The organism is Rhodococcus sp. 5G237, assembly GCF_053764735.1.
This window is the reverse complement of record NZ_JBSNCD010000002.1, coordinates 257,314-277,714: the sequence shown is the minus strand read 5'-3', so window position 1 is coordinate 277,714 and position 20,401 is coordinate 257,314. Positions and strand designations below refer to the sequence as shown.

At 70.3% G+C, this 20,401-nt stretch carries 5 protein-coding genes; 2 read left to right on the top strand and 3 right to left on the bottom strand.

The genetic code is table 11. The annotated features are described in order from the left end of the window. Positions 1 to 28: 28 nt before the first annotated feature. The 3 genes from ACWPOC_RS04605 to ACWPOC_RS04595 all read right to left on the bottom strand — a co-directional run bounded on the left by ACWPOC_RS04605 (position 29) and on the right by ACWPOC_RS04595 (position 18,296). Complete coding sequence (locus ACWPOC_RS04605) at positions 29 to 9,268, bottom strand: amino acid adenylation domain-containing protein (RefSeq protein WP_455408086.1); 9,240 nt, start codon at positions 9,266 to 9,268, stop codon at positions 29 to 31. A gap of 111 nt (positions 9,269 to 9,379) precedes the next feature. After that, on the bottom strand, positions 9,380 to 10,408 hold the full coding sequence (locus tag ACWPOC_RS04600; protein ID WP_455408085.1) for an ABC transporter substrate-binding protein: 1,029 nt from the start codon (positions 10,406 to 10,408) through the stop codon (positions 9,380 to 9,382). A 94-nt stretch (positions 10,409 to 10,502) separates the two neighbouring features. Further along, positions 10,503 to 18,296 carry an amino acid adenylation domain-containing protein gene (locus ACWPOC_RS04595; protein ID WP_455408084.1) on the bottom strand — a complete coding sequence of 2,598 codons (7,794 nt, stop codon included), beginning with the start codon at positions 18,294 to 18,296 and terminating at the stop codon, positions 10,503 to 10,505. Positions 18,297 to 18,474: 178 nt separating this feature from the next. Here ACWPOC_RS04595 and ACWPOC_RS04590 point away from each other — a divergent pair, with 178 nt between their 5' ends. Both ACWPOC_RS04590 and ACWPOC_RS04585 read left to right on the top strand, forming a co-directional pair. Then, a complete protein-coding gene (locus ACWPOC_RS04590; protein WP_455408083.1) occupies positions 18,475 to 19,617 on the top strand; it encodes an isochorismate synthase in 1,143 nt (380 codons plus the stop codon). Next, on the top strand, positions 19,614 to 20,396 hold the full coding sequence (locus tag ACWPOC_RS04585) for a 2,3-dihydro-2,3-dihydroxybenzoate dehydrogenase (RefSeq protein WP_120281431.1): 783 nt from the start codon (positions 19,614 to 19,616) through the stop codon (positions 20,394 to 20,396). Before ACWPOC_RS04590 ends, ACWPOC_RS04585 begins: the two co-directional genes overlap by 4 nt. Positions 20,397 to 20,401: the final 5 nt, after the last annotated feature.

The window sequence follows — 20,401 nt, the reverse complement described above, 5'->3', positions numbered from 1 at the left end:
CTTTCGATGTGTGCAGGCGCGCTGTGCGCTAGTAAGCGGTGCCGGTGAGTTCTCTCGCGACGACGACCTGCACCGTGTCCTGCCAGATCCGCGCGATCTCGGCGAGCGTGTCCGCGTCGACCACGTCCGCTGCGGCGGCGAACTCGCATTCCAGAACCGCGCCGTCCGGGGTGTCCTCGGTGATCGCGTCCACCTGCAGGACGTGGTCGAGCGGCATGTCCGGATCCACCGAACCGCCGATCGCAGCCGCACCCGGTGCACCCGACCACGGGCTGCCGGACGCCTCGCCGAGCGTGAGCCGGCCGAGGTAGTTGAAGACGACGGCCGGCGGCACGTACCGGGCGAAGCGGTCGCAGAAGTCCGGGTTCAGTCGACGCAGCAGGCCGAAACCGATGCCGTTGTCGGGCCGTTCCCGCGACGCGCGGGCCACCGCGCGCAGCGCCGCGCCCGCGGCATCGGTGTCCCGGGACGCGGACGCCACGTCGACCTCCGACAGGTCCACCGTCACCGGGTACATCGACGTGAACCAGCCGACCGTGCGCGAGAGGTCGGCACCGGGGACCACCTGCTCCTCCCGACCGTGTCCCTCGAGGTCGATGCGGACCTGGTCGCCGCCCCGGACCGACGCCACCGCGACGGCGAGGGCCGAGAGCAGGATGTCGTCGACGACGTCCGCGGCCAGGACCCGCTCGGTGACGTCGACGGGCAGGTGCACGCGGGTCGACCGGGTCGAGAGGACGGTGTCGCGTGCCGGATCGAGCGGGCGCGAACCGAGCATCGGTTCGTCGGCCTCGACGGCGCGCTGCCAGGTCGACCACGACGCGGTGATCCGCTCCGAGCGTGCGGCCTTCGCGAGTTCGTCCGCCCACACCCGGAAGGGTGTTCCGCTCGACGCCAGGGTCACTGTCTCCCCACGCTCGGCCTGTTCGACGGCGTCGGCGAGGTCGGGGACGAGGATCCGCCACGACACGCCGTCCACCACGAGGTGGTTCACGACGATCAGGACGCGTCCGGCCTGCTGCGACCCGAAGTCGAACCACACGACCTGCACCATGACACCGTTCCCGGGATCGAGTGCGGCGTACGCGTTCTCACGTTCCTCGTCGAACAGCTCGCCCCACTCCCGGCCGGTCGCGGCGACGCGCCGCACGGAGCCGGTGAGGTCGGGGACGGTCTCGGGGACCATCCACGACGGCCGGCCTTCGTCGTCGACACGGAAGGTCGAGCGCAGCATCGGGTGGGCGGCCACGAGTGCCTCGACCGCGGTCCGCAGGGTGTCGAGCGTGAGCCCGACCGGCGCGACGAGCAGTCTCGCCTGCGAGAACCGGGACAGGCCGGTCCACTGTTCGAGGGTGTCCCACACGATCGGCGTGACGGTCACCTCGCCGGTCGCGTCGCCGACGGCTGCCGGACGGGTCTGTCCGCCGCCACTGTCGATCGCGGCCGCGAGTGCCTCGACGGTGCGCAGTTCGATCACCTGACGGGTGGTGATCCACAGTCCTGCCGCCCGGACCTTCGACACGAGCTGGATCGAGACGATCGAGTCGCCACCGAGGGAGAAGAAGTCGTCGTCGATCCCCACCCGTTCGAGTCCGAGCACGTCCGCGACGAGTCCCGCCAGGACCCGCTCGGTGTCGGTGCGCGGTGCACGCGCGCCGACCAGCGACGAGAAGTCCGGCTCGGGCAACGCCTTCCGGTCGACCTTGCCGTTGGCGGTGACGGGGAAGGTGTCGAGCACGAGCACCACGGCGGGCACCATGTAGTCGGGCAGGCGCTCGGCGACGGCGGCACGGACGACCGCCGGATCGACGTCACCGTCCGGGGTCACGTAGCCGACCAGACGCGTCACTCCCCGACTGTCGGTGTGCGCGTTCACGACCGCGTCCCGCACCCCGCGCACCGCGGTCAGCGCGGCCTCCACCTCGCCGAGTTCGACCCGGAAGCCGCGGATCTTGACCTGGTCGTCGCCGCGGCCGAGGAATTCGAGCACGGGTCGGCCGTCGGCACCGCGCACCCTCCGGACGAGGTCGCCGGTGCGGTACATGCGGGTGCCGTCGTCGGCGAAGGGATTCGGCAGGAACCGGACCGTCGTGAGGTCGGGCCGTCCGAGATATCCGCGGGCGACGCCGGCACCGGAGACGTACAGTTCGCCGACCACACCCATCGGCACGGGCCGGAGCATCGCGTCGAGGATGTAGGCACCGGCGCCGTGCACGGCTCGGCCGAGGCAGGGTGTATCGGCGTCGATGACCGACCCGATGAGCGAGTCCACGGTGCATTCGGTGGGTCCGTAGAGGTTGAAGGCACGCCCGTCCGTCAACTCCCGCAGTCGTTGCCACGACGCCGGATTGACGGCCTCGCCGCCGAATCCGACGGAGGCGGGGCGGTGTCCGCTCTCGTACAGTCCCGCCGCGAGCATGCGGTCGAGGAAGGACGGGGTGACCTCGAGGAAGTCGAGTTCGTGCTCGAGCGTGTACGCGACCATCCGTTCGGGATCACGCATGGTGTCCTCGTCGAAGACGTGCACGGTGTGCCCGTCGAGCAGCCACAGGGTGGGCTGCCACGACGCGTCGAAGCCGAACGACCATGCGTGCCCGACGCCGACGGAGTCGCGTCCGGTCGCCGTGACGGTCGGGACGTAGAGATCGGCGCGGTGACTCTCGAACAGGTTGAGCAGGTTCGCGTGCGTGACCGCAACCCCCTTCGGCAGTCCCGTCGAACCGGAGGTGTAGATGACGTACACACCGTTGTGGGGGTGCAGCGCAGCGCGCCGGTCGGCGTCCGTCATCGGGGCGCAGGAGAATCCGTCGAGTTGCCGTTGCAGGTCGGGGTCGTCGAGCACCACGATCCTCGTGTCACCCGCGGCGGGTGCGATGCCGTCGAGAACCGCGGCGACCGTGACGATCACCTGCGGACGCGAATCGGACACGATGTGCGCCAGTCGATCCTGCGGATAGGACGGATCCATCGGCACATAGACGCCCCCTGCCGAGATCGCCGCTGCGATCGCGACGACCATGTGCTCGGACCGCGGCAGCGCGAGTCCCACGACCGTCTCCGGTCCGATCCCGGCGTCGACGAGGAGCCGGGCGAGTCGCGCGGATCGGCGTCCCAGTTCCGCGAACGACAGCGTCGTGCCGCCGGCGACCACCGCCGGTGCCTCCGGGGTGCGCGCGATCTGCTGTGCGAGGAGGTCGGCGACGGTCGCCGCTCCGCTCGACGGGGCCGCGGGGGTCGTCGACCACTCGCTACGCAGACCGGCCCGCTCGTCGGCCGTGAGCACGTCGAGTTGCGCCACGGTCCCGGGGTTCTCGGCGACGAGCTGGTCGAGGATGCGCACGAGCCGCTCCCCCAGCGCGGTGGCGTCGGCGTCGGTGAAGAGATCGGTCCGGTACTCGAGGCCGAGGTGCAGTTCGTCCTCCAGCCCGGCGACCAGCACCAGCGGGAAGTTCGTGGCGTCCGAGCCCCCGACCGAGCCGACCCGCACGCCGCCGTCCCGCTGTGCCGCGTCGAGGGCGTCGCGGTCGACGGGATAGTTCTCGAAGACGAGGAGGGTGTCGAACAGTTCGCCGATGCCGACGGCACGCTGGATGTCGGCGAGACCCACGTACTGGTGGTCCATCACGCGGTTCTGGGCGCCGTGCGTGCGCGCGACGAGATCGGTGATCGACTCCCCTGCCTGCGCGCGGACGCGCACCGGGACGGTGTTGATGAACAGGCCTATCATCGATTCCACGCCCGGCACGTCGGGGACGCGCCCGGAGACGATCGCGCCGAAGACGACGTCGCTTCTGCCGGTGAGCGATCCGACGAGAAACCCCCAGGCGGTCTGGACGAGTCCGTTGACCGTGACGCCCTGTGCGCGGCTCGCCTCGACGAGTCGCCGCGACAACCCCTCGGGCACGGCGACCGTCAGTTCGGCGGGGAACTCCGGGCGCAGCGCCGTACCGGACGGTGCGACGAGGGTGGGTTCGTCCACGCCGTCGAGGAGTTCACGCCACACTTCGACACCGGCCGCGACGTCCTGTTCGCCGAGCCAGTCGAGGTAGTCGGAGAACGGCGCAACCGGCGCGAGTCCGGCGGCGGAACCCCCGGCGGCGTAGATCTGCAGGAGTTCCTGCACGAGCAACGGCGTGGACCAGCCGTCGGAGACGAGGTGGTGCATCGTGAACAGCAGTCGCGCCCGAGACGGCCCCGCGACCACCAGCGTGAAGCGCACCAGGGGTGCGGCCGCGAGATCGAATCTGCGGGTGCGGTCGGCGGCGAGCAGTTCCGCGACCCGTGCGTCGAGCACGTCCGGCTCGACGGTCCCGAGATCGACGACCTCCCAGTGCGGTTCGGCGGTGCGACGAACGACACCGATCGGTTCTCCGGACGCACCGAGTCGATATCCGGTGCGGAGCACGGCGTGCCGGCCGACGAGTGCACGCACCGAGCGCTGCATCGTATCGGCGTCGACGCGGCCGTCGAGGGCGAGCTCGGTCTGCATCGTGTAGACGTCGACACCTTCGGCGACACTGCCCGATCCGGACGGCTCGTCCAGTCCGGCCAGGAAGTACATGCCGCGCTGCAGGGGTGTCAGCGGCACGACGTCCTCGATGCCGTCCAGGTTCTCAGCGTGTAGGGCGAGCACCTCGTCGACGGACAATCCGGACGCCGTGAGCACCGACGGCACGGGAGCTCCCACGACGCCGCCGGTGACCGTGTCGGCGAGAAGGTGCAGCGCCGCGAGCCAGCGCTGTCCGATCCGACGGGCGCGGTCGGTGTCGAGCGCACCGGTGGCGTAGGTGAACACCGCCGACAGCGCGGGCCCGTCCGGGCCGTCCTCCGTGATCGCATTGACGTCGAGGACGTGGTCGAGGGGCAGGGCCGGATCGACGGAACCGCCGAGCGCGGCAACCTCGGGTGCGGCCGACCATGCAGAGTCGGCGGTGTCGCCGAGGGTCATCCGGCCGAGGTAGTTGAACATCACCTCCGGAGCGCGGTAGCCGGCGAAGCGGTCGCGGTCGTCGCCGAGGAAACGCAGGATACCGAAGGCGATTCCGTTGTCGGGAATGCGCTTCAGCGATTCGGACGCGTGGGCGACGGCCCGGAGCGGATCACCGCCGTCGAGCGCGCGGCCTCCGCCGAGTTCGACGGTCACGGGGTACAGGGAGGTGAACCATCCGACGGTGCGCGACAGGTCGGCGCCGGGCACGATCTGTTCCTCGCGGCCATGACCCTCGAGATGCACTCGCAGGGCGGATCCGCCACAGACGTCGGTGACGGCGAGGGCGAGGGCCGCGAGCAGCACATCGCCGGTGCCGATACCGAGGGCGGACGGCACGGTGGTGAGGATGCGTTCGGTGAGGTCGACCGGCACGTCGATCTCGACGGACGCCGAGGTCGACACGATGTCGCGCTGCGGGTCCAGGGCGCGGCTTCCCACCGCGGGCGCACCCTCGGCAGCGAGGGCGGATTCCCAGATCGGCCACGATCCGGTGATCCGCTCGGACGAAGCCACTTCGACGAGCGATTCCGCCCACTCCCGGAAGGACGTCCCCGTGTCCTCCGGCGCGGGCGTCTCCCCGCGGGTGGCCGCGGAGACGGCACCGGCGAGGTCGGGCACCAGGATCCGCCACGACACGCCGTCGACGACGAGGTGGTGCGCGACGACGACGATCCGCCCGGCCCGCTGCGGTCCCGGGTCGAGGAAGACCACGCGGAGCATGACCCCGGCCTCGGGGTCGAGTGCGTCGACGGCCTCCGACGACGCTTCGGCGATGAGGTCGTTCCACGAGACCTGTTCCGTCGTCGAGAGGTCGACTCGCCGGACGAGCGTCGCGACCTCCGGGATGTCGTCGGGCACGATCCACGACGGTCCGGAGTCGCCGACGGTGAACCGCGAGCGCAGCATGGGGTGGGCCGCGAGCAGCGCCCGCACGCCCGTGACGAGATCCGCCTCCCGCAGACCGACGGGGGCGACGAGCGTCCGGGACTGGGTGAATCGGCGCAGCGAGTCGAACGATCCGGACGCCAGGGATTCGTGCACGATCGGCGTGACGGGCACCGGGCCGGTCGCCGCCGTCCGGGCTCGCCGGGGTTCCTCGGCGGGTGCCTCGCACGCTGCGGCGAGTGCGGCTGCGGTACGCAGTTCGAAGACCTGACGGGCCGTCACGCGCAGCCCGGCCGAGCGCAGACGCGACACCAGCTGGATGGAGACGATCGAATCGCCGCCGAGGGTGAAGAAATCGTCGTGGACCCCGACACGGTCGAGGCCGAGGACGTCGGCGATGGTGGCGCACAACGTCCGCTCGGTCTCCGTGCGCGGCTCGCCCGCACCCGCCAGGGACGAGAAGTCGGGCTCGGGCAACGCCTTCCGGTCGACCTTGCCGTTGGCCGTGAGCGGAAGGCCGGGAAGAGCGATGAGCACGGCGGGCACCATGTAGTCCGGCAGCCGGTCGGCGAGCGCGGTCCGCACCGCGGCGGTGTCGGGTCCGTCACCGACGATGTACCCGACGAGCCGCGTGGTCCCCCGGTCGTCGGTGTGCGCGACCACCACGGCGTTCCGCACGGCCGGATGCGCGGTGAGCGCGGTCTCGATCTCGCCGGGTTCCACTCGGAATCCTCGGATCTTGACCTGGTCGTCGTCGCGCCCGACGTATTCGAGTGTGCCGTCGTGCGTCCAGCGCACGACGTCGCCGGTGCGGTACATGCGGGTACCCGCCGGCCCGTGGGGGTCGGCGACGAACCGCGCCGCGGTCAGGTCGTGACGGCCGAGATAGCCACGGGTGACACCGTTTCCGGAGACATACAGTTCACCGGCCACTCCGATGGGTACGGGACGCAGCCAGTGATCCAGGACCCGCACGCTCGTCCCGGGGGTGGGACCACCGATCGTCACGGTGTCCCCGGTGATGCGCGCGGAGGTCGCGTCGACGGTGCATTCGGTGGGTCCGTAGCAGTTCGTCGCCACCACGTCGCTCGCGGCGAGTCGCTGCCACAGTGCGGTGCTCACTGCTTCGCCGCCCACGGTGACGGTCGCGGGAACGTGCCCGCCCGGTTCGAGGAGTCCGGCGTCGAGGAGGCGGTTCATGAGCACGGGCACGGTGTCGACGTAGTCGATGCCGTGGGTACGCACGTAGTCGACGATGTGGTCGACGTCGGCGCGGTACTCGTCGGGAAGGACGTGCAGCACATGGCCTTCGAAGAGCCAGGTGAGCGCGGCGACGGCCGAGTCGAAGGCGAACGGGTAGGTCAGCAGGACGTGCCATTGCCCGTCGCGCGGCGCACGATCGGCGGCCTGCATGGGCCCGGCGGCCTGTGCGGCGTGCAGGTCGGCGAGGTTGGCGTGCGTGACGGCCACGCCCTTCGGCAGCCCCGTGGAACCGGAGGTGTAGACGACGTAGGCCAGATGGCCGGGACGGAGCGGAGCGCGCCGGTCCGCATCCGTGAGCGGAGCGGACGACAGCGCCGACAGTGCGGACTCGACGTCCGGGTCGTCGAGGACCAGCACGTCGGCCCCGTCGAGCACGTCGCCGAGACCCGCGCGCACGGTCTCGGTGGTGATCACCAGACGCGGTACCGCGTCGGTGATCATGTGCTTCAACCGGTCGGCGGGATAGGACGGGTCGAGCGGCAGGTAGGCGCCTCCGGCGGTGAGGACGGCGATGATCGCGTCGACCATGGCGCCGGTCCGGGGAAGCGCGAGACCGACCCGGTCGTCGGGTCGCACCCCGCGGTCGACGAGCAGCCTTGCGAGTCGCGCCGAGGCCGCTCCGAGCTCACCGAACGACGATTCCTGCTCACCGCACACTACTGCGGGGCGGTCGGCGCCGGTGGTGAACCGGCGCGCGAGAAGGTCGGCGACGGTGCCACTCGACGGTGCCGCGGGTGCGGTGGACCAGGTTCCGAGTACACGTTCCCGTTCCGAGGACGGCAGGACGTCGAGGTCGGCGACAGGCGCGTCGGGCCGGGCACACAGGGTCCCGAGGATCGCGACGAGGCGGGCGCCCAGAGCGGCGGCCTCGTCCGAGTCGATCAGAGACGGGCGGTGGTCGAGCTTGACGACGAGCCGGTCGGACATGCCGGCCGTGAGGACCAGCGGATAGTTGGTGGCGTCGCGTCCGTCGACACCGGTGATCGTCACTCCCCCGGCGCGCTGCGCTCGCTCGAGGGCGTCGCGGTCGACGGGATAGCTCTCGAATACGGTGAGGGTGTCGAACAGTTCGCCGATCCCGACGGCGCGCTGCACCTCGGACAGACCCAGATACTGGTGGTCGACGGTGCGCGACTGTTCGAGCTGCACGAGTCGCAGCAGCTCGGCGACGGTCGCGGCGGGATCGAGCCGCACCCGCACCGGGACGGTGTTGATGAACAGGCCGACCATCGATTCCACGCCGACGAGTTCCGGCGGGCGACCGGAGACCGTCGCGCCGAAGACGATGTCGTCGCGGCCGAGCAGACCGGACAGGAGCATCGCCCACGCGGTCTGCAACACCGTGTTGAGGGTGACCCCGCTCGCGCGGGTGAGCTCCGCGAGCTGTGCTCCGAGTCCATCGGGAACCGGTACCTCGAGTTCGGCGCAGCGTTCCGACGAACGGGTCGCACCCGGCGGCGCCACGAGCGACGGCTCGGTCATACCGTCGAGCGCCTCGCGCCACAGCGACCGGGCGGCCTCGTGGTCCTGGCGCCCGAGCCACGCGAGGTAGTCACGGTAGGGGCGCACGGACGGCAGACCCGACGCCGATCCGCCGGCGGCGTAGATCTCGAGCAGCTCGCGCACCAGGATCGGGGACGACCAGCCGTCGACGACGATGTGGTGGGCGGTGAGCAGCAGGCGCACCTCGTCGGCGCCGAACCGCACGAAGGTCCAGCGCACGAGAGGCGGCTGCGTGAGGTCGAACCATCGGTGCAGGTCGTCCTCGACGATCCTCGCGAGCCGCTGTCCCGCCTCGCCGCGCTCGAGATCGGACAGATCCTCGCTGCGCCAGAGATTCTCCACTCCCGACACGACGAGACCCGCCGTACGGCCGTCCTTACGAGGACGGAAGCACGTGCGCAGCGCCGGATGACGGTCGAGCAGCGCCTGGGCGGAGGCCGCCATCCGGTCCTCGTCGACCGCGCCCGAGAGCCGCACCACCGATTGCACCGTGTAGGCGTCGGGGTCGGTCGCACCCGTGTCGTCGGATGTCGAGCCGGTCGGCGCCGCAACGGTGCTCAGGTAGAGCAGGCCCTGCTGCAGCGGCGAGAGCGGGACGATGTCTTCGAGCGCAGTGGAACGGGTCATCTGTCGCTTTCGGTATAGACGGTCATTTCGGGCACGGACGCCGAACGGCCCCCGCGTCGGGGACGTCGGGGGCCGTTCGGTCGGTGGTGCGGGGCGGGCCCGCAGCAGCGACTACTCCTGGCTCTGGTTGGCCGGAAGCTTCTCCAGCTCGGCATCGATGGAATCGAGTGCCAGCAGTGCAGTTTCGTAGGTCGCCGCACTGGAGTGCTTGACGGCGACGAGGTTGCCGGCCTTCACGGCGGGCAGATCCTGCCACAGCGGGGAGGCGAACAGTTCCTCCAGCTCGGGCGGCAGCGAACCGTCGGCCTCGACACCGTAGACGATCACCTCGGCCTCGCCGAGGTTCTCGGGCAACTGCTCGACCGACAGGTACTCGGCGTGGACGTCCGCAGGATCGGTCGGCTCCCCGTAGAAGTCGAAGCCGAGATCGTCGAACAGGTTGGTGGTGTACGACGAGGCGTACTCGCGGGAGAACTCACCGGGCTCGGTGCCACAGACACCGCAGACGCCCGCGAACTTCAGGCCCCCGAGCGAGTCGGCGTACTTGTCGGCGATCTCGGCGGCGCGAGCCTCGTACTCGTCCTTGAATTCCCCGTAGGAGTCGCTGACGTTCGCGGCGTCGGCGTACTGTTCGCCGAGTTCGCGCCACTCACCCGGAACCGTGAGGCCGACGAAGACCACCGGGGCGAGCGACTCGAGCTTGGCCACGTCGACCTGCTCCTGCACGCGGGCCGGGACGCCCATGATGATGAGATCGGGATCGGCGGCGGTGACGGCCTCGTAGTTGAGTTCCGAGACGGCCCCGTCGGGAGCGACCTTCGGCAGCGCCTCGTAGGCGGCCAGGGTCTCCTCGTCCATGTTGTCGAGCTCGCGGCTCCACTCGCACACGGCGGCGAGGTTCGCGCCGGCCTGGATGAGGGGGAGGGTCGCGTACCCGCAGGACACGATCCGCTGCGGGTCGGTCGGGATCTCGATGCTGCCGTTCTGGGCTTCGAAGGTGCGCGTCGCGGAGGCGTTGCCGCTCTCCGCGCTACTGCCACTGTCGCCGTCGCTCGAACATCCCACAAGTCCGACGGCCAGCAGAGCTGCCGCGCCGAGCGCCGCGGCGCCCCGCGCGCGCTTGCGTTCCAGAACGCGCATCGTTGTTCTCCCAGATTCTCCCGCCGGGGCGCGTTGCCCCGGTCACGATTGGTTAGGCTAACCGAAAGAGACCGCCCCGCCAAGCGCTCCGCCCTCAGCCGAATTCGAGCGCGAAATCGTCGATCTCCGACTGGTCGAGGTCGTCGAGCGTGAGGTCGGACGGTGTGAACCCGCCCGCATCCTCGTCCGACGCGTGCCCGGCGAGCGCACGCAGCGCCGCGATCCACTCGTCGGCCAACGCCGACACCGTCTCCGCAGGAACGAGATCGGGGCTGTACCCGAACATTCCGCGCAGCACCGGATCGGCTCCGGAATCGTCGGTGAGCACACCGATCTCGACGGCGTGTGCCACGGGCATGTCGGCTTCGGTGGCACCGCCGAGCGCCGAACTCTCCGGGGCACCGGCCCATGCCTGCCCCTCGGTCTCACCCAGCGTGAACCGGCCGAGGTAGTTGAATCCGATGTCCACGGCACCGACGCTCGCGAGTTCCGGGGCACCCACCGGGTCGAGATGTCGCAACATCCCGAATCCGATTCCGCTGTCCGGGATCTCCCGCAATTGCTCCTTCACGCGTTTCAGCGCGTCGCCCGCGCTCGCGCCCCCGGCGTACGCGTCGGTGACGTCGAGTCCTCCGACGTCGAGGCGCACCGGATAGAGCGTGGTGAACCATCCCACCGTGCGCGAGAGATCCGCCCCCGGAACGGCCTGTTCCTCACGGCCGTGTCCTTCGAGGTCGACCGCGACGGCCCCGGCGCCGCAGACCCGCGCGGACGCCAACGCCAATGCCGTGAGCAGCACGTCCTCGACGCCGGCGTGGAACCTCTCCGGAACGGTGGTGAGCAGCGCGTCGGTGAGATCGGACGGAACCTCGACCTGCACCTTCGCGGTTTCTGCCATGGTGTGTCGCACGGGATCCGGATCACCGGACGCCAGACGCACGCGTCCCGCCGGGGCGAGGATCCGCCGCCACAACGACAGTTCGGATCTGCGCGCCGGCACCCCGTCGAGCAGTCCCCGCGCCCAGCGGCGCAGCGACGTACCCGCGCGCACCGGAGCGACACCGTCGACCGCACCGGCGAGATCGGGCACCAGGATGCGCCACGACACACCGTCGACGACGAGGTGGTGCACCGCGACGAACACCCGCCCCGGTGCGTCGGGACCGGCGTCGAAGAAGATCACGCGCACGAGCGCGCCGGCGGCGGGATCGAGTTCGGCGTAGGCGGTCCCGGTCGCGGCGACGATCATCTCCTGCAGGTCGGTCGAATTCGAGATATCCACGCGGGTCACGACATCCCCGGCATCGACGGAACCGACCGGGCGGACGTCGAACGTGCGTGCCTGCGGATCGAAGACGGCCCGCAGGGCGTCGTGCGTGTCGAGCAGGGCCTGGACGCCGTCGGTCAGCCGCTCGAGCGTCAGTCCTGCGGGCGCGAGGAGCAGCCGCGACTGCGCGTAGCGGGCGTACGGTCCACCGCGGTCGAGCATGTCGTGGACGATCGGGGTTGCCGGGACCTCCCCGAGTGCCGCCTCCACGTCGACCGTCCCGGGTCCGTCCTCGATCTCTGCGACGCGGGCGAGTCCCGCCGGACTGCGGTGTTCGAAGACGTGTCGTGCAGTGAACCGGATCCCGGTGGCGCGCGCCGCGGACACCAACTGGATGGAGACGATCGAATCGCCACCGAGAGCGAAGAAGTCGTCGTCGGGGCCCACGGCGTCGAGTCCGAGCACACCCGCCGTCAGCTCGCACAGGCGCTGTTCGAGTTCATCCGCCGGCAGGCGACTCTCGGTGACCGGGGTGAAGACCGGCTCGGGAAGTGCTCTGCGGTCGATCTTTCCGTTGCGGGTGACCGGCAGTTCGTCGAGCACGACCGTGACGGCGGGAACCATGTGGTCGGGCAGCCGGTCGGCGACGTACATCCGGAGGTTGTCGGGGTCCGCCGTTCCGGCCGCATAGGCGACGAGCCGTTTGCGGCCCGGTTCGTCCTCGCGGACCACGACCGCCACGGCACTCACCGCGGGATGGCCGCCGAGCACGGTCTCGATCTCGCCGAGTTCGATGCGGAAGCCGCGGATCTTCACCTGGTCGTCGGTCCGGCCGAGGTAGTCGAGCACCGGGCCGTCGGTCCGGGAGACCCTCCAGCGCACCAGATCGCCGGTGCGGTACAGACGCTCGCCGTCGGCGCCGAAAGGGTCGGCCACGAACCGTCCCGCGGTCTGCGCGCTCCGGCCGAGATAACCGCGAGTGACGTGCGGACCACCGACATACAGTTCGCCGGGCACGCCCGGGGGCACCTGCCGCAGGTACGCGTCGAGGACGTACACCCGGCCGCCGTGGATCGGGGTTCCGATGTTCGGGATGCTTCCCGGGGTGAGTACGACGCCGGTCGCGTCGACGGTGCATTCCGTCGGACCGTACATGTTGCTCACACGCACATCGGTTTCCGCGGCGAACTGCGTCCACAGGTCACCGGGTACCGCTTCGCCGCCGAGCACCATCGACTCGGGACGATGCGGTGCGGCGGGGTCGAGGAGTCCCTCGGCGAGCAGTCGACCGGCGAGCACCGGACCGCAGTCGAGCGCGTCGATGCGGTGTTCCCGGACGTACCGGACGATGCCCTCGGCATCGGCCATGAGGTCCTCGGCGAGCACGTGCACGGTGTGGCCGCCCAGCATCGCGAGGAGAGGCTCGACGGACGAGTCGAACGCGAAGGTGTAGCTCAGCAGCACGGTGCGGCGGCGCGTCGCGGGATCGCCGACGGTACGGGTGCGCACCGTCTCCCACAGGTTCACGACACCGCGGTGCGGCACCACCACGCCCTTCGGGGTGCCGGTGGATCCGGAGGTGTAGACGAGATAGGCGGTGGTGTCCGGATGCACGACCGGCAGGTGCACGTCCGGGCGGTGATCGGTGATCGATCCGACCGCGTCGGCATCGAGTACGACACCCACACCGGCGTCGCGGAGCATGTACTCGTTCCGCTCCACCGGCTGTTCCTGGTCGAGCACCAGATACGCCGCTCCCGACTTCCACACGCCGAGGATCGCCGCGACCAGCACGGATTCCCGCGGAAGACTCAGTCCCACGATGTCTTCGGGACCGATCCCGTCGGCTACGAGGTGACGGGCGATCCGGTCGGACCAGGCGTCGAGGTCGCGGAAGGTCAGGCGGCTCGACGGCGTGACCAGCGCGGTCTCGTCGCCGTAGCGCTCCACGGTGCGGGCGAACAGCTCGGGCAGGCTGCGGGTCGCCGAGCAGTCGGCGCTGCCACGGTGCGGGCCGGACGGATCCGGCAGCGGGGTGGCATCGCCGGCACGCAGCACCTCACGCTCGGAGCCGGTGAGCAGATCGAGCTGCGAGAGCCTCGCGTCCGGATCGGCGCACACCGCGGCGAACGCCCGCTCGACCCGGGCGGCGAAGGCCTCGGCGGACGACTCGTCGAACAGGTCGCGGGCGTACTCGACGCGCACGCACAGACCGCCGTCGGATTCCTCGATGACGTCGAAGGTGAGGTCGAACATCGCGGTGTCGTTCGCGACGAACGAGGGTGTGGGCTTCAGGTCGTCGAATCCCGTGATGGCGGGCGGGCTCTGATACTGCACCATCACCTGGAACAGGGGGTGCCGGGCCGCGCTGCGCTCGGGGTTGAGGGTCTCCACGACGCGGTCGAACGGGACGTCCTGGTGCGAGTACGCCGCGACGTCGGCGTCCTTGATCCGGGCGAGCAGCTCCCGCACGGTGGGGTCGCCCGAGAGGTCGGTGCGCAGCACCACCATGTTCACGAAGAAGCCGACGAGGTCGTCGAGTTCGGGAGCGGGCCGTCCCGCGGTGGGTGATCCGAGCGGGATGTCCTCGCCCGCGCCGCTGTGCGACAGTGCGACCGCAACCGCCGCGTGCACCATCATGAACATCGTGGTGCCGGTCGTGCGCGCAGCCTCCCGGATCGTCGCCGCACGGTCGGCGGGAATCCGGTGCTCGACACCGCCACCTGAATAGGAGGCCGCGGCCGGGCGTGGACGGTCGACGGGGAGATCGAGTTCGGCCGGAAGACCGTCGAGCTCCTCACGCCAGAATGCGAGTTGCCGTGCAGCGAGCGAGTTCTCCTCGTCCTGGTCGCCGAGGAGGGCGCGTTGCCAGATCGCGTAGTCGGCGTACTGCACGGGTAGCGGTGCCGGCTCGTGGAAGTCGCCGCGCACGTGCGCGGAGTAGAAGTTGCCGAGATCGCGCAGCAGCAGCGGCGTGGAGAGTTCGTCGCTCGCGATGTGGTGGGCGAGCACGAGCATCACGTGCTCGTCGGGCGCGATCGTGAACAACCGGATCCGCAGCGGGATCTCGCGTTCGAGATCGAACGCGTGCCGGGCCTCGGAATGCAGGCGGCCGGTGAGCGCGTCGCGGTCGACGGACTCGACCGCGAAGGGAACTCCGATCTCGGCAACCTCTTCTGCTCCGCGCACGTGCTGCATCCCCACGCCGTCGCGTTCGACGAGGACGGTGCGCAGGCTCTCGTGGCGAGCGAGTACGTCGGAGACCGCGTGCCGCAGGGCATCCGGGTCGACGGGTCCGTGCAGGTCCACCGTGATGGGGACGTTGTAGGTCGGGCTGGGTCCTTCCAAGCGGTACATGAACCACAAGCGCTGCTGCGCATAGGACAGTGGTGCGAGGGACGGGTTCGCTGGATCGATCGCACCGCGGGGAGCGAGCGCCGGCCGGGCAGGAGCGGTGGTCGCTCGATCTCCGCAGTGCGCGGCGAGCGCGACGACCTGCGGATGGTCGAAGACCGTCCGGATCGGCAGCTCCACACCGAGCTCGTCACGGATGCGGGCGAGCAGCTTCGCGGCGCTGAGCGAGTGCCCGCCGAGGGCGAAGAAGTCGTCGTCGGCGCCCACCGTGTCGAGGCCCAGGATGTCGGCGTAGATGCGGCACAGCGCCCGTTCGGTCTCGGTCTCCGCGACGCGGGACGAGACCATCGACGAGAAGTCCGGTTCGGGCAGCGCCTTGCGGTCGAGCTTGCCGTTGGAGGTCAACGGCATCTCGTCGAGGACGACGAGCGCCGCGGGAACCATGTACCCGGGCAGGAACTCGGCGACGAGACGGCGGGCCTCGACCGGTTCGGGCACGTCCTGTCCGACGAGATAACCGACGAGCTGCGCGGCGCCGGAGGGATCGGTGCGCACCACGGTTGCGGCGCGGGAGACACCGGGGATGCGCAGCAGAGCGGTGTCGACCTCACCGAGCTCGATGCGGAATCCTCGGACCTTGACCTGGTTGTCGACCCGGCCGCGGTAGACGAGGCGGCCGTCCTCGGTCCACTGCACGAGATCGCCGGTGCGGTACAGGCGGGCGTACGGACCGGAGGCGTCCGCCGAGTACGGATTCGCGACGAACCTCGTGGCGGTGAGGGCGGGTGCGTCGAGATATCCCCGGACCACGCCCGGTCCGGCTACGTACAGCTCGCCCTCGGTTCCGGCCGGCACGGGGGCGAGTCCCGCGTCGAGGACGTGGACGCGCAGGTTCGCGACGGGGCGGCCGACGACCGGTGTCTCGGCGTCGGCGACCTCCGCGACGAGGACGTCGACGCTGCACTCGGTGGGGCCGTAGAAGTTGAAGGCCGCACCCCGGCGTTCGCGCAGGCGGCTCCACAACCGCTCGGAGACGGCGTCGCCGCCGAAACCGAGGGTGGGCACGGTGCCGTCGGGGAACAGGCCGTCGTCGACGAACTGCTCGAGCTGGCTCGGTGAGAACTCGACGAAATCCCATCCCTCGTCGAGGGCGCGGCGTGCGAGTGCCGCCGGGTCGCGCTGGGTCGCCTCGTCGACGATGTCGACGGTGTGCCCGGCGAGCATCCACAGCAGCGGCTGCCACGACGCGTCGAACGCGAGCGACCAGGCCAGTCCGAGGCGGACGGATTCGCGGCCGGCCTCTCGGGCGGCGCGGGTGAACACCTGGGCGCGGTGGCTGTGGAACAGGTTGACCAGCCCGCGGTGGGGTACGACGACGCCCTTCGGTCTGCCGGTGGAGCCGGACGTGTGGATCACGTAGGCGATCGAGTCGGGTGTCAGCGGACCGCGTTCCGCGTCGTCGAGCGGAGCATCGGACACGGCGTCGAGGTCGAGATCCTCGAGCACGACACGCTGCGGCGCCCCCGTCACCTCGGCGACCCGGTCGTCGGTCGTGCGGGTGGTGAGGACGCAGACGGGGTCGGTGGAGCCGAGGATGTGGGCGAGGCGTTCGAGGGGCTGGTCGACGTCGAGCGGGACGTAGGCGGCGCCGGTCTCGAGGACGGCGTGGATGGCGATCAGCGCGTCGACGGTGCGGGGCAGCGCGAGCGCGACCCGCGCGTGCGGCCGGTCGAGATCGAAGCTCGAGGCGAGGTGGCGGGCCAGGCGGTGCACCCGGGCGCCGAACTGTGCGTAGGTGAGCGTCACATGGGTGTCCGCCGCGGCCGGTGCGTCGGGGGCCGCCTCGATCCTCTCTCGCAGCAGGTCGACGAGGGTCAGGTCGGGGTCGAACGGGATGTCCGGGCTGTGGCTCCAGTCGTCGAGGATCGTCCGTCGCTCGTCGGCGGTCAGGACGGACACCTGCGCGAGCGGGGTGTGCAGACCCCGCTCTGCCACCGAGCCGAACAGCATCTCCAGTCGCTCGGTGTGGATCGTCAGATCCGCCTCGCTGTAGACGTCGGCGTCGACGTCGACGAACACCTCGAGTCCGGCACTGCCGTCGAGCGGCCGCACGGTGACCATGAAGTCCTGCAGGGGTCCTCGGGCCACCGAGTGCACGGCCGCACGCATGTCGCCGAACCGGAGCGAGTCGCCGAACGGCTTGACGTTGACCGACGGGCCGATGACGCCGCGGGATCCGGTGGGTAGTCGCAGGTCGCGCTGGATGTCCTCGGTGCGGTAACGATAGTGGCTGCGGCACAGCGCCACTCCGTCGCGAACCTGAGCTACGAGATCGACGAGCGTGGCCGAGGCGGTCGGATTCAGGCGCAGCGGAACGACATTGACCGCGGTGATCGGCACCCGCAGTGCGGCGCTGCCGAGCCGGTTCATGACGGGGAAACCGAGTGTGAGGTCCTCGCGGCCGGTCGCTCCGCGCAGGTAGGCGGCGACGAGCGCGGTGACCGCGTCGCCCCAGCTCGCGCCGACCTCCTTGCCGAGGGCCACCAGCCCGCGTTGCCGGTCGGCGTCGAGGGTGAAGCGTGCACCACGGGAGCGTCGTGCGATGCCACCCGGTCCGGGCCGGAGAGCGACCGCTTCGTCCACGCCGTCGAGGTACGCGCTCCAGAAGTCACGGTCGGCGTCGAAGTCGGCCGAGTCGCGATAGTCCGATTCCTCCCGTATCACCGATTCGACCGGATCGAACCGTGCGGCAGCAACTTCCGCACCGGCGACCGCGGCGGTGTAACGCTCGGCTATGCGCCGGTTGAACAGCGAGAACCCGAAGGCGTCGAGGACGATGTGGTGAGCACGCAAGTAGAGCAGGACGTGATCGTCGGCGAGTCGCAGGACCGCGGCCCGGACGCACGGATCCACCGACAGGTCGACGGGCCGTTCGAGGTCGCGCACCATCCACTCGTGGGCCGCCTGCCAGGGGTCCGACGCGAGAGTGAGGTCGACGGTGGGGGCGAGATCGAGCGTGCGCGCACCGGGAATCTGAACGACCGTACCGTCGGCGAGAGTCTCGAATCCCGCGACCAGCACCTCTGCCTCGGATGCCGCTGCGGAAACCGCAGTGACCAGCGCTTCCTCGTCGACCGCGCCTCGCAGTTCGATACATTCCGAGGTGTTGAACAGCGGGTTGTCGGGGTTCAGTTGCTGGGCGAACCATACGCCCGACTGTGCGCGCGACAGAGCGAGCCGTGAGGCGTCCGGGCCGGCAAGGGGCACTGGAGATCCTCTTTCCTTCGATCGAAACGATTGGCTGGGAACGGAATCCGCTGATGTGCGCGCTGCGGCGCCGGAGGGCACAGTACCAAAGGTTAGGCTTACCGTATATCTTGCTCAGTGATCGTGTGTCCTGTGGCGCGGTCCTGCCAGCAGACCTCCTCAACCGGAAGGTACGAGAATGCAAGTGCCGGTCCTCGGCGCAACCGCTACCGACCGGGCCGAGCGGCCCGTCGCGCACCCGTTCGTCCTGTCCCGACCGCACGGCACGGTGGTCGCCGAAGGTGTGAACGAACACTTCGACCGCGCGTCCGCCGCCGCCGACGCCCTGCGCACCGGACAGGTCGCCGCACTCGTCGGAGCACTGCCCTTCGCACCCGACGGACCGGCCGCACTGACCGCTCCGAACACACTCCACCACTCCCCCGCGCACTACGACGCACCGGCCGTCGACCTGCCCCCGATCACGATCACGGGCGCACTGCCGTCGGAAGGCGAACACATCGATCGGGTCGAGACCGTACTGCGCCTGCTCCGCTCGGACGACAGCGACCTGCTCAAGGTGGTCCTGGCCCGGGCGCTCGCCCTGCGCGCCGACCGGCCCGTCACCCCGCACGACCTCCTCGTCGCCCTCACGCGAAACGATCCGCTGCACAACGGCTTCCTCGTCGACCTCACGGCCGCCGGTGGCGCGTGGACGGGACGTCACCTGGTGGGGTCGAGCCCGGAGGTGCTCGTGCGCCGTCGTGGTGATCGGGTCACCGCCCACCCCCTCGCCGGATCCGCACCGCGTCACCGCGATCCCGAGATCGATCGGGCGACGGCCGACAGGCTCGCCGGCTCCGCGAAGAATCTCGCCGAGCACGCGCACGTGATCGATGCGATCCGCACCGCGCTCGAACCGTTGTGCGTCGACCTCGACATCCCCGAGCAGCCGACCGTGACGAGCACGCGCCAGCTGTGGCATCTCGGCACTCCCATCGAGGGCCGCCTGCGCGATCCGGGTGTCACGGCCCTCGATCTCGCACTCGCAGTGCACCCCACTCCCGCGATCTGCGGCACGCCGACCGCCGCCGCCCGCGATCTGATCCTCGCCACCGAGGGTGACCGGGGCTTCTACGCCGGTGCCCTCGGATGGTGCGACGCCGCGGGTGACGGCGAATGGATGGTCACCATCCGCTGTGCCGTCCTCGACGCCGACGGTGTCGGGCTCACGGCCTACGCCGGGGGCGGTATCGTCGCCGACTCCGACCCCGCCGACGAACTGGCCGAGACCACCGTCAAGTTCGGCACCGTCCTCGATGCACTGGGAGTACTCCGATGACCGAGACCGCACCATCCCCCGTCACGCTCGTCGTCGGGGCGGCGCAGGGTATCGGCCGCGCGACCGCCGAGGTCCTGGCGCGTGCCGGTCACCGTCTCGTGCTCGCCGACCGCAACGCCGAAGGACTGCGCAAGACCGCGGCGCTGCTCGGCGGTTCCGTCCCCACCTACCCCGTCGACATCCGCGACCACGACGCCGTCGCCTACATCGTCGGGAGCATCGAATCCGAGCACGGACCGGTCGAGCATCTCGCGCACGTCGCCGGTGTCTTCACCACGGGCTCGGTGCTCGACTCCGATCCCGAGGACTGGCAGCACATGTACGACGTCAACGTCACCGGCCTGCTGTCGGTCCTGCGGTCGGTCGGACGGGCCATGCGGGAGCGGCGGTCGGGTTCGATCGTCGTCGTCGGATCGAACTCCGCGGGCGTGCCGCGCATGGGCATGGGCGCCTACGGATCGTCCAAGGCCGCGTCCACGATGATCGTGCGGATCCTCGGACTCGAACTGGCGCAGTACGGGATCCGCGCCAACATCGTCGCGCCGGGCTCCACCGACACCGCCATGCAGCGCTCGCTGTGGGAGGACCCGAACGACGACGCCGGCTCCCGCAGCGCCATCGAGGGTGATCTCTCGCAGTTCAAGGTCGGCATCCCCCTCGGCCGCATCGCCGAGCCCGCCGACATCGCCGAGGCCATCGAGTTCCTGCTGTCCGACCGTGCTCGTCACATCACCATGCAGGCGCTCTACATCGACGGCGGCGCCACCCTCCGCGCCTGACCGAC

What these genes read in the sequence shown, in the direction of transcription:
- ACWPOC_RS04590 (WP_455408083.1), top strand. Translation starts at nt 18,475, where the DNA reads ATGCAAGTGCCGGTCCTCGGCGCAACCGCTACCGACCGGGCCGAGCGG.
- ACWPOC_RS04605 (WP_455408086.1), bottom strand. Translation starts at nt 9,268, where the DNA reads ATGACCCGTTCCACTGCGCTCGAAGACATCGTCCCGCTCTCGCCGCTG.
- ACWPOC_RS04585 (WP_120281431.1), top strand. Translation starts at nt 19,614, where the DNA reads ATGACCGAGACCGCACCATCCCCCGTCACGCTCGTCGTCGGGGCGGCG.
- ACWPOC_RS04600 (WP_455408085.1), bottom strand. Translation starts at nt 10,408, where the DNA reads ATGCGCGTTCTGGAACGCAAGCGCGCGCGGGGCGCCGCGGCGCTCGGC.